The organism is Pseudomonas sp. P4_C3 (genome assembly GCF_056402075.1).
Window position 1 is genome coordinate 22,931 of sequence record NZ_JBFUIC010000033.1, and the last position, 11,473, is coordinate 34,403.

Here is an 11,473-nt window from a genome sequence, read left to right on the forward strand (position 1 = left end):
ACAAGGAAGCTTATCCATGACACTCAAACGCATTCTCGGCGCCCTGGCCCTGCTGCTGACCCCAGCCCTCGCCTTCGCCCATCCGGGACATGGCGACAACGGCTTGATCGCCGGTATCAGCCATCCGCTTGGCGGCCTCGATCACTTGCTGGCGATGCTGGCGGTCGGTCTTTGGGCCGCGCAGCAACAAGGCGCCGCACGCTGGGCGCTGCCGTGCACCTTTGTCGGCACTCTGCTGATTGGCGGGCTGTTGGGTTTTGAAGGATTGAACCTGCCGGCACTGGAGAGCGGGATTGCCGCTTCCGTGTTGGCTTTGGGGCTGGCGGTTGCCTTGGCAGTGCGTCCACCGTTGGTGATGGCGGTGGGTGCGACGGCGTTGTTTGCATTGTTTCATGGTGTTGCGCATGGGCTGGAACTGCCGGACATGTCGAGTCCATGGACCTATGCCGCTGGGTTTATGGTGGCGACAGCGGTGTTGCATGCGGCGGGTTATGCGCTGGTGCGGGTGTTGCCGCAGGCGGCGACGCCATTGGTGCGACTGGCGGGTGCGGCGTCGGCGGCGACCGGGGTGTGGTTGCTGGCGGGCTGATTTTTTGATGCCTGTGATGGCCCCATCGCGAGCAGGCTCGCTCCCACATTGGTCCTGTGCACACAGTTCCATTGTGGGAGCGAGCYTGCTCGCGATGGCGGCCTGACAGACACCACCCCTCTCAGGCCTGCTAACATGTCGCGCAATCGCCCCTGCCGTGACGACGCCAGCCAATGCCGCCTGTTTCCCGCTCTGCCTCCCAGCCTGAATTGACCGCCCTGTTCACCTCGGTGCAACAGCACTTCCTGAACGTCATCGTGCCGCTCTGGCAAGGCCCGGGCTGGAACGCCGACATGGCGTTGCCCTACGAGGCGCTGGATGCCGGACACCAACCGCTGCCACCGCAACGCTACCGGGCCATGGCCTGTGCGCGACAGTTGTATCTGTTTGCCAACCTGATCGGTCAGGTGCCGGGCGCCGAAGAGCGTGCCGCCGCGTTGTTCCGCTCGTTGCAGCGGCACTTCCACGATGCCGAGCACGGCGGCTGGTTCTACAGTGTCGATGCGCAAGGTGCGCCGCTGGATCAGCGCAAGGACCTCTACACCCACGCCTTCATCCTGTTCGCCTGCGCCCATTACTGGAACAAGGTCCGCGAGCCGCTGGTGGAGTCGGTGCTCAATGCCTCGCTGGAAGTGATTGCGCAGCGTTTCGCCACGGACGACGGTCTGTACGAAGCCACGCTCGACCGCGACTGGGCATCGCTGGACAGCGGCCCTTTGCAAAACCCGCTGATGCACCTGGCCGAAGCATTCCTCGCCACACTGCAAGTCCGTGAAGACCTCGACGTGCAACAGGCGCTCGTCGAGTTATGCACAGCCATGCACGCGCGCTTCATCGATCCGCAGCGCGGCGTGTTGATGGAAAAGCCGCTGGGGTCTGTGGATAACTGGTTTGAACCGGGGCATCAGTTCGAGTGGTATTTCCTGCTGGAATCCTCGGCGCTGTTACGCCATTCGGCGCTGCATGCCGATCTGGAGCGGGCCTTCGCCTTTACCGAGCAAATGGGCGTCGATCAGCAGACTGGCGCCGTGCGGGCGATGCTCGACTTCGCAGCGGATCACGGCGTCCGGGACGCCACGCAGCGTATCTGGGCGCAGGCCGAGTACCTGCGCGCGTTGACACTGCGACCGCACAGCGAAGCAGATGTACTGCGCCAGTTGCAGGCGTTGCAGCAGCGCTCGCTGCATGCCGGCGGCTGGTACGAATGCCGTGACGAGCACGGTGAAGTCAGCCGCCGCGACATGCCATCGACAACGCCCTATCACCTTGCGACTTGTTATCGCGGGTTGGCGGAATATCTCGTCACAAGGTGAAATCCAATCACTCAGTCCACTTGCGATCCCCGGTAAAGCTGATGGTGAGCCATCGCGCGGCATCCGGTTTACCGAGTTTCGCGGAAATTTCCTCGCGCAAACTGTCCAGTTGCCCCACACCGTCCAGCCAGTAATCCTTCGGCAATACGATGTGAATCTCGATAAAACAGGCCCTGCCGTGTTTCTGCACGTAGGAAATGTAATCGTCGAAACCATGCTCGACCTTCGCCACCTCCATGACCTGATGCACTTTGTCGTCCAGTTGATCCGGGACGATCCCCAACACATCGCGCAATGCCGGTCCGAGGATTTTGAACGCCGGAGGAAGCATGCCCAGGGCCAACAGAATCAGAATCATCGGATCGACATACACCGCCCACTTGTCGTAACCCTGAGTCTTGAGCAGCAGAGCGATCAGGAAACTCACCAGCAGTCCCGCCGACAGCATCGCATCCACCAGCCAACTGATGTTGTCGAACTGGATCAGCGATGACTTGAGTGTGCGATTGCGATGGCGGACGTAGAAGAAGTAAATCAGTTCAACGACGGTAAACACCGCCGCGTACAGGATCACCAGACCGAGCTCGACCTCGCGGCCGCCACTGATGATGCCAAACACACCATTGAGAAAGGCATAAATGGCAACCAGGAACAGGAAGCTGCCCTCGATCACCAGTACCATGGGTTCCAGGTGCCAGTAACCGAACTGGAAGCGCTGGTTGCTTTCCTTGGCGATCAGCCTGGCGGTGATCAGCATCAGGACCTTGATGAAGGCCGCGATTAACGAAAAGAAGCCATCGAACAGGATGGATTGAGCGCCCGAAACAAAACCGGTGATGATCCCGGCGAATGTCACGGCGAGCATCAGGAAGGTCGATTGTTTGAGCAGCGACTGCTCGCCTCGATTACTCACTTGATCTCCTTTAAAGCCTCTAGACCGCCGGGTGCGGCGGATTGCTTGAGGGAGGAGTCTAGCTGAAGCTTTGTGTCGCCTGAGCCGGCCCCTTCGCGAGCAGGCTCGCTCCCACAGGTTCAATGCGATCCATGTGGGAGCGAGCCTGCTCGCGAAAGGCCGTTACTCGGTCTTAAGACTTGCGCTCGATAGCAAACCCGGACCAGGTCTGACTCACTGGCATCAGCTCCAGGCTGTTGATGTTGATGTGCGCCGGGGCATTGAGCACCCAGAAGATTGTTTCGGCGATGTCTTGCGGCTGAATCGGCTCGGCGCCGGCGTAAGTGGCGTTGTAGCGCTCCTGGTCACCGGCAAAACGCACCAGCGAGAACTCACTCTCGCACAGGCCCGGCTCGATGTTGCTGACCCGTACGCCCGTGCCTTGCAGGTCGCAGCGCAGGTTCAGGGAGAACTGTTTGACGAACGCCTTGGTCGCGCCATACACGTGGCTGCCCGGGTACGGGTAGTTGCCGGCGATGGACCCCAGGTTGACGATACCGGCACCACGACCGTGGGCAATCAGGCGTGGCAGCAGCAGACGGGTGCTGTACATCAGGCCTTTGACGTTGGTATCGACCATGGTGTCCCAATCGTCCAGGTCGCACTTGGGCGCCGGATCGACGCCCAGGGCCAGGCCGGCGTTGTTGATCAACCCGCGCAGCTTGGCAAAGGATGGCGGCAGATTGGCAATCGCCTCCTCCATGGCCTTGCGATCACGCACATCGAGCACCAGGCCATGGACTTCGGTCTGCTTCGACAGCTCAGCGCACAGCGCATTGAGGCGCTCCTCACGACGGCCAGTCAGCACCAGTTTCCAGCCGGCCTCGGCAAAACGACGGGCACAGGCTTCACCAAAACCTGAGGTCGCGCCGGTAATAAACAGGGTGTTGAACATCGTGTTCTCCTTGCTTCGGCTGATCGCCAGCCATTGGAATAGAAAATCAGCAGGCAGCATGCCCGGCCTTTTTCACAGCGGCAACCACCGTTCAAGCTGTTCAAAAAACACTCAATACCGGCAAACCCTCGACCAGCGTGGCCTGCAGCCATGTGCGCGCACGTTATCCACAGGCCGGTCCACAGTCTTTGGGGGCAAGTAGAAAAGCTGTAAGCCGCTATCCACAAGGCTTTGCGCGGGGTTTTGAAACTTTTTTGCTTGACCCTCAACCGCCTGCTGTGTAGCCCTTGGCCATTTTCATGACTGACGGGTCAAACCGACGATGGCGCCAAGCCAGTAACCACGGCCTTCAGCCGAGTCTTTCCAGAGTTTAATCACAGACTTATCCACAGGCTTGTCCACGCCGATTTCATGCATTTTCATCCCGAACAAAAAGGTTGACAAAGCGGCCTGCAAGCTGCGTAAAAACGCCTGATCAAAAAACAACCACACCTCTGCAAGCCACGGTTTAAAAGGCGTCCAGCCAGCTACTCCCACGTTATTCACAGCCGGTTCCACAGCAAACGGGGACAAGTCAAAACTGTGACAAAACAACTATTTGCAGCGGCTTTATGTCGCGCTTTGCGAGCTTGGGAATATTGTTTTCCACAATTTCCCGGAGGCACGCCAAAAACCCTGTGGGAGCGAGCTTGCTCGCGATAGCGGTTTGTCAGTCAACATCAATATTGACTGATGGATTGCTATCGCGAGCAAGCTCGCTCCCACAGGGTTTAGTGGTGTTTGGGATATATAAAAAAGCCCCGGCGATTGCGCGCCGGGGCTTGTGTACAACCAATGAAACTCAATGCCCGCCGAGATAGGCGTTACGCACGTCCTCGTTGACCAGCAACTCCTTGCCGGTACCCGTCATGCGGATTTCGCCGTTGACCATCACGTACGCCCGGTCCGACAACCGCAGGGCGTGGTTGGCGTTCTGCTCCACCAGAAAGATGGTCATGCCGGTCTTGGCCAGTTCCCGCAGGGTGGCGAAGATCTGCTTCACCACGATCGGCGCCAGGCCCAGGCTCGGCTCATCCAGTAGCAACAACTTGGGCCGGCTCATCAGGGCACGGGCGATGGCGAGCATTTGCTGCTCGCCACCGGACATGGTCATCGCCCGCTGGGTACGCCGCTCTTCGAGCCGCGGGAACAGCTCGAACATGCGTTGCATGTCTTCCTTTGCGTACTTGTCACCGATAGGGATGGTGCCCATCAGCAGGTTCTCCTCGACGGTCATGTCGGGAAACACCCGCCGCCCTTCCGGCGATTGCGCGATGCCGTTGGAGGCGATGTAGTGGGACGACTTGTGGGTGATGTCCACGCCCTGGTAGAGGATCTGCCCGTCGGCGGCCCGTGGCTGGCCGAAGATCGACATCAGCAGGGTCGACTTGCCGGCACCGTTGGAGCCGATCAGGCTGACGGTTTCCCCTTCGTTGATGTGCAGCGAGACTTTCTTCAGGGCCTGGATCGGCCCGTAAAACACATCCAGTTCCTTGAGTTCGAGGATGGGTTGACTCATAGCACCACTTCCTCTTCATCGGCGCCCAGGTAGGCCGCAATCACTTTCGGATCGTTACGAATCGCTTCAGGCCCGCCTTCGGCGATGACAACGCCGTGGTCCAGCACCACGATGTGGTCGGAAATGCTCATTACCATGCCCATGTCGTGTTCGATCAGCACCACGGTCAGATCGTGCTCGTCGCGCAGCAGCCGGATCATCGCGCTCAGCGCTTCGGTTTCCTGGGGGTTGAGGCCGGCGGCCGGCTCGTCGAGGCAGATGATCTGCGGACGGGTGCACATGGCCCGGGCGATTTCCAGGCGGCGTTGCTGGCCGTAGGACAGCTCACCGGCCAGACGGTTGGCGCAATCCACCAGGTCCACCACCTCCAGCCAGTAGAACGCGTGGTCCAGCGCATCGCTTTCAGCCTTGCGATAGCCCTTGGTGTTGAGGATGCCGGCCAGCATGTTGCGGTTAACCCACATGTGCTGTGCCACCAGCAGGTTTTCCAGCACCGACATTTCCTTGAACAGGCGAATGTTCTGGAAGGTCCGCGCCAGCCCGGCACGGTTCACCAGGTGGGTGCCGCCGAATGCCTTGTAGAACAGCCGACTGGCGAAGGATTTCGGCGAAACGAAATCCGTTGGTTTGAACGACTCGCCCAGCAGTTTGATGACGTTGGTCTGCTGACCGCGCACGTTGAGTTCGATCTTGCCACCGGAGGCCTTGTAGAACCCGGTCAGGCAGTTGAACACCGTAGTCTTGCCGGCGCCGTTGGGGCCGATCAGGGCGAAGATCGAATTGCGTTTGACCTTCAGGCTGACATCGTTCAACGCCTTGATGCCGCCGAAGTGCATCATCAGCTTTTCGACACTGAGTACGACTTCGCTCATGGCGCTACTCCTTTACGCGGGGTCACACCGGTACGGCTGATCCGAATCAGGCCGCGCGGTCGCCAGATCATCATCAACACCATCAGGATGCCGAACAGCAACACACGATACTCCGCGAAGCCACGCAGCAGTTCCGGGGCGACGGTGAGCACGAAGGCTGCCATCACTACGCCGATGGTCGAACCCATACCGCCCAGTACCACAATGGCAAGGATCAGGGCCGATTCGAAGAAGCTGAACGAGGTCGGGTTGACGAAGCCCTGGTAGGTGGCGAAGAACACACCGGCCAGACCGGCCGTCGAAGCACCGATGGTGAACGCCGAGAGCTTCACCAGCACGTGGTTCAGGCCCATGGAGCGGCAGGCGATTTCGTCTTCACGCAAGGCTTCCCATGCGCGGCCGACCGGCATACGGGTCAAGCGGTGTTTGATGTACAACACGGCCAGCACGACCATGAACAACACCGCGTAGATGAAGTAGTACTTCACGTCGGGGTTGTAGGCAATGCCGAAGAACTCGTGAAACGGCACACCACCGTCTTTCGCCCGTTTGCCGAACTCCAGACCGAAGAACGTTGGCAGCGGCGCAGGCATACCGTTCGGACCACCGGTCAGCGACAACCAGTTGTTGAGGATCAAGCGAATGATTTCACCGAAGCCCAGGGTCACGATTGCCAGGTAGTCACCGTGCAGACGCAAAACCGGGAAGCCAAGGATGCAACCCGCAAGGCCGGCGGTGATCGCCGCCAGTGGCAGCACCGTCCAGAAGCCCAGCCCAAGATACTGGTAACCAAGCGCCAAACCATAGGCACCGATGGCGTAGAACGCCACGTAACCCAGGTCGAGCAGGCCGGCCAGGCCCACCACGATGTTCAGTCCCAAACCGAGCAACACATAGATCAACCCGAGGATGACCACGCCCAGCAGGTAGGAGTTGGAGAAAAACGGAAACACCACGGCAATGACGATCATCAACGGGATGATCCAGCGCAAGCGGGATTTGTAATCGGGTGGCAGTACATGAACCCCGGAGCCAGTGGTTTCAAACCCTTCGAGAATTCTCAAACCCTTGGGTGTTTGCAGGAACAGGCTCAAAGCAAAGCGGCCAGCCATGACGATGGCGACAATCCACGCCACTCGCGTTGGTTGCAGGTTGAAGCCATAGCCGTCGAGGACGATGCCGACAATCGGACCAAATACGATGAGCGCTACAAGGCCGGCAAGAATCGCGTCAACCAGACTTCTTTTGATATCAATGGTTTTTTTAGTGGTTGAAGACATCGCTTACACCTTCGACACAAGAGGACGGCCGAGCAGGCCTTGAGGCCGAAAGACCAGAACGAGAACAAGCAACGAGAAGCTGAAAACGTCTTTGTAGTCGGAGTTGACCAGACCGGAAAACAGCGACTCGGAGATCCCCAGAATGATCCCGCCAAGCATCGCACCCGGCAGCGAGCCGATCCCGCCGAGTACCGCTGCGGTGAACGCCTTGATGCCGATGACGAAACCTGCATAGAAGTCGAACGTGCCGTAGTTCATGGTGATCAGCACGCCGGCCAACGCCGCCATCGCGGCACCAATGATGAACACGTAGGAAATGATGCGATCGGTGTTGATCCCCAGGATCGAGGCCATCTTGCGGTCTTGCTGGGTTGCGCGACACATGCGGCCGAGCTTGGTGTACTTGATGACATAGGTCAGCAGGCCCATCCCGACAAACGCTGCGACCAGAATGAAGATCTTGGTGTAAGTGAGCTGGACGAAGCCGGTCCCGACTTCTACTCGCAGTGCACCAGTCAACAGCGTCGGAACGCCTTGTTGGCGGGCACCCTGGGCGATCTGTGCATAGTTTTGCAGGATCAGCGAGATCCCGATGGCGCTGATCAGCGGTGCCAGTCGGGTGGAGTTACGCAGGGGTTTGTAGGCAACACGCTCGATGACCCAGCCATACACCGCCGTGACCACGATGGTGAAGATCAGTGTGCCGAGCATCAACAGAGGGAAGGATTCAATACCGAAGTATGCCAGCAGAGCCAGACTGATTGCCGCGAGGTAAGCGGAAATCATGTAAACCTCGCCGTGGGCGAAGTTGATCATGCCGATGATGCCATAGACCATTGTGTAGCCGATGGCGATCAGGCCATAGACCGACCCGAGGGTCAGGCCGTTGACCAGTTGCTGCAGGAAAATACCATCCATAACGCAATCTCACGCAATGAGAACCTGCACATGTGGCTGTGCGGTTCTTCTAAGGAAAATACAGATTTACGTCGGAGCAATGTCGGCCACGATCAGAAAGGCCACCACAACCCTTGTAGGAGCGGGCTTGCCTGCGATAGCGGTTAAACATTCAACAAAGTTGTCGACTGCCAGTCCGTCATCGCGAGCAAGCTCGCTCCTACAAGGGATCTGTGGGGTTCATCCGATCGAGCCAGCCCTTACTTCTGTTTTTCCAGCTGGTGGTACTTGCCGTCCTTGTCCCACTGGTAAACCACGTAGTCGGAGACTTTCAGGTCGCCCTTGCTGTCCCAGGTCTTCTCGCCCATGACGGTTTTGACCGGGTTGGCTTTCAGCCATTTGGCAGCGTCTTCGCCCTTGTTGGACTTGGCGCCATTGAAGGCAGCGGCCAAGGTCTGGACCGAAGCGTAAGCGTAGAGGGTGTAGCCTTCAGGCTCGGTACCGGCCTTGCGGAATGCGTCTACCACGGTCTTGCTGTCTGGCAGCAGGCGCGGGTCGGCACCAAAGGTCATCAGCACGCCGTCGACGTATTGCGGGCCGCCAGCGGTGGTCACCAGTTCGTCGGTCACGATGCCGTCGTCGGACATGAATGTCACGTCTTTGAGGCCTTCGGTACGCAGTTGTTTAACCAGTGGACCGGCCTCTGGGTGCAGACCGCCGAAGTAGACCACGTCGGCACCGGCCGCACGGATCTTGGTCACCACGGCGCTGAAGTCTTTCTCGCCGCGGGTCAGGCCTTCGTACAACACCGGCGTTACGCCGCGCTTGACCAGTTGCGCTTTGGTGGCGTCCGCCAAACCTTGGCCGTAGGTGTCTTTGTCGTGCAGCACGGCGACTTTCTTGCCCTTGAGCACGTCGACGATGTAGTCGCCAGCCACGATGCCTTGCTGGTCGTCACGCCCGCACATACGGAACATGGCGCTCAGGCCGCGCTCGGTCACCTTTGGGTTGGTGGAACCCGGGGTGATCGTGATGATGCCCGCTTCGTCGTAGATCTCGGAGGCCGGGATGGTCGACGAGGAGCAGAAGTGACCGACCACGCCGGCGACTTTCTGGTTGGTCAGGTCCTTGGCGACTGTCACAGCCTGCTTCGGTTCGCAGGCGTCATCGCCCTTGACCAGTACGATTTTTTCCCCGTTCACGCCGCCCGCTGCGTTGACCGCATCGGCCGCCGCCTGTGCACCCTTCATGTACTGTTCGCCAAATGCCGCGTTGGCGCCCGTCATTGGTCCCGCTACGCCGATCTTGATGTCAGCCTGAGCAAACGCAGAAACACCCAGCGCAGTTGCCACTGCGAGGGCCAGAAAGCCTTTCTTGTAAAACGTCTGGGACATGAGGTGGTGCTCCATGGTTTTTTAATTGGCACTGCGACTTCAATGAATGCTCAGAGCAAGGGCCGTGCCATCGGTTTTTTATTCTGAAAAAAGTCGCTGCTTTCTTGTTATTTCGACTGTTTCGGGCCCATTTTCATTGGGCGTGCAACCGTCTAAACCGCGGAAGGTAGAACCATTATTTTTTTGAGGCGCAACCCGCCTGCGCCATCATTGCAACCGCGGCTTTAAACGACGTGCAACCAGCCTGTAACAACGTGCGTCACCGAAGTGCACACTGCTGGTGCGAGACTGCTACAACCCGCACCACTACAGGCTAGCTGCAGATCGAAAAAGCGCCGCTTCCTACTGCAAAAATCAACCTTCAGATCACGATCCGAAGGCACTGGCCTGCGTGATACAGCGAGAATCCCGCCTCATACAGACAGCTGCGCAACCCCACCCCGGCTAATGGCTGCATGGGCGCGAAAGGAATCGGTAGTGCTTGAGGATTTCCGTTACACAGGTAATCGGCAAAGGCCTTGCCGACCACCGTTCCCGTGGTCACGCCCCGCCCGTTGTAGCCGGTGACTGCCACCAAACCCGGCGCCGGTTCGAACAGACGCATCAAATGATCGGGGGTAAACGCGATGCAACCGGTCCAGGTGCACTCCCATTCCACCGGTTTCAGGTAAGGGAAGTAATGTTGCTGCACGCGATCGGCCCAGGCCTTGAGGAACCAGGCCGGTTTCTGATTGCCATTACCCAGACTGCCAAGCAGCAACCTTCCGTCTTTATCCCGACGGATGCTGCTCAGCACCTGGCGGGTGTCCCAGGAACCCTGGCCCCCGGGCAGAATTTGCCGGGCGGCTTCTTCGGTCAGAGGCACCGAGGCCACCTGATAGTAGTAACCGGGGAAGAAATTGCGCCGCAGTTCCGTCCAGTCGCCTTCGGTGTAGGCATTGGAGGCAATCACCACTTTCTCGGCCATGACCGAGCCCTGGGCGGTTTGCACAGACCAGCGCTGGCCCTGACGCTCGAGTCGGGTGACCGGGGAATGATCGAATAATTGACCGCCCAGGCCGATGGCCGCTTTGGCCAGCCCCGTGGTGTAAGCCATCGGGTTGAGCGTGCCGGCACGGCGATCGAGCAACGCGGCGGCAATCTTTTTCGTCCCCGTCGCTTGTTCGCAGGCCTGACCGGTCAACAACTCCACCGGCGCCCCGCGGCGTTTCCATTGTTCTTCACGACTGCGCAAGTCGGCTTCGCCACGGGCGTTGTGCGCCATGTGCAGCGTGCCTTCGCGGCGCAATTGGCAATCGATGTTGTATTTATCCACAAGGCTGAACACCAGGGATGGTGCCGCCCCCAGCATGCGGTTGAGCTGGCTGCCGACTTCCGTGCCGAACCCGGCTTCGATTTCGTCCGGTGGAATCCACATCCCGGCGTTGACCAGCCCGACGTTACGCCCCGAACCACCGTGGCCGGCGCGATGGGCCTCCAGCACACAAACGGTCTTGCCTTGCTCCAGCAGATGCACCGCCGCCGACAAACCGGTAAAACCGGCGCCGATGACGCAGACATCCACCGTGACCTCCCCCTTGAGGGCCGAATTGTCCGGCCTTTGCGGCGTCAGTTTTTCCCACAGACACTCTTCGCGTAACGGCATTGCCAGACTCCAACAGAAACCTAACCCACCTCGTTGTCGCCGCCAAAAGATCGCAGCCTGCGGCAGCTCCTACAAAAT

11 protein-coding genes are annotated in these 11,473 nt (G+C 59.2%); 2 read left to right on the top strand and 9 right to left on the bottom strand.

What is annotated here, in order from left to right:
* Positions 1 to 16 precede the first annotated feature (16 nt).
* Together AC1DVH_RS08930 and AC1DVH_RS08935 are read left to right on the top strand one after the other, a co-directional pair.
* Positions 17 to 589 (top strand): HupE/UreJ family protein, encoded by a 573-nt coding sequence (locus AC1DVH_RS08930; protein ID WP_477753474.1) that lies wholly within the window; start codon positions 17 to 19, stop codon positions 587 to 589.
* 173 nt (positions 590 to 762) lie between these two features.
* Positions 763 to 1,902 (top strand): AGE family epimerase/isomerase, encoded by a 1,140-nt coding sequence (locus AC1DVH_RS08935; RefSeq protein WP_477753475.1) that lies wholly within the window; start codon positions 763 to 765, stop codon positions 1,900 to 1,902.
* Positions 1,903 to 1,909: 7 nt separating this feature from the next.
* On the opposite strand, the gene AC1DVH_RS08940 is transcribed toward AC1DVH_RS08935, so the two are convergent.
* From AC1DVH_RS08940 to amaA, 9 genes are all read right to left on the bottom strand, one after another.
* Positions 1,910 to 2,815 carry a cation diffusion facilitator family transporter gene (locus AC1DVH_RS08940; protein ID WP_477753476.1) on the bottom strand — a complete coding sequence of 302 codons (906 nt, stop codon included), beginning with the start codon at positions 2,813 to 2,815 and terminating at the stop codon, positions 1,910 to 1,912.
* Between the two features lie 172 nt (positions 2,816 to 2,987).
* Positions 2,988 to 3,749 carry an SDR family oxidoreductase gene (locus AC1DVH_RS08945; RefSeq protein WP_477753477.1) on the bottom strand — a complete coding sequence of 254 codons (762 nt, stop codon included), beginning with the start codon at positions 3,747 to 3,749 and terminating at the stop codon, positions 2,988 to 2,990.
* A gap of 297 nt (positions 3,750 to 4,046) precedes the next feature.
* A complete protein-coding gene (locus AC1DVH_RS08950; protein WP_477753478.1) occupies positions 4,047 to 4,295 on the bottom strand; it encodes a hypothetical protein in 249 nt (82 codons plus the stop codon).
* A gap of 295 nt (positions 4,296 to 4,590) precedes the next feature.
* Complete coding sequence (locus AC1DVH_RS08955) at positions 4,591 to 5,307, bottom strand: ABC transporter ATP-binding protein (protein ID WP_477753479.1); 717 nt, start codon at positions 5,305 to 5,307, stop codon at positions 4,591 to 4,593.
* Positions 5,304 to 6,179 carry an ABC transporter ATP-binding protein gene (locus AC1DVH_RS08960; protein ID WP_477753480.1) on the bottom strand — a complete coding sequence of 292 codons (876 nt, stop codon included), beginning with the start codon at positions 6,177 to 6,179 and terminating at the stop codon, positions 5,304 to 5,306. The genes AC1DVH_RS08955 and AC1DVH_RS08960 overlap by 4 nt, the downstream gene beginning before the upstream one ends.
* Positions 6,176 to 7,459 (bottom strand): high-affinity branched-chain amino acid ABC transporter permease LivM, encoded by a 1,284-nt coding sequence (gene livM / locus AC1DVH_RS08965; protein WP_477753481.1) that lies wholly within the window; start codon positions 7,457 to 7,459, stop codon positions 6,176 to 6,178. Before livM ends, AC1DVH_RS08960 begins: the two co-directional genes overlap by 4 nt.
* A gap of 3 nt (positions 7,460 to 7,462) precedes the next feature.
* Positions 7,463 to 8,377, bottom strand: coding sequence for an ABC transporter permease subunit (locus tag AC1DVH_RS08970; protein WP_223462544.1), 915 nt, complete (start codon positions 8,375 to 8,377; stop codon positions 7,463 to 7,465).
* Positions 8,378 to 8,616: 239 nt separating this feature from the next.
* The gene (locus AC1DVH_RS08975; protein ID WP_477753482.1) at positions 8,617 to 9,750 is read right to left on the bottom strand and encodes an ABC transporter substrate-binding protein; all 1,134 of its coding nucleotides are present in this window, start codon (positions 9,748 to 9,750) and stop codon (positions 8,617 to 8,619) included.
* Between the two features lie 361 nt (positions 9,751 to 10,111).
* Positions 10,112 to 11,395: an L-pipecolate oxidase gene (amaA, locus tag AC1DVH_RS08980; protein ID WP_477753483.1), complete on the bottom strand. Its 1,284-nt coding sequence runs from the start codon at positions 11,393 to 11,395 to the stop codon at positions 10,112 to 10,114.
* Between the last annotated feature and the right edge of the window lie 78 nt (positions 11,396 to 11,473).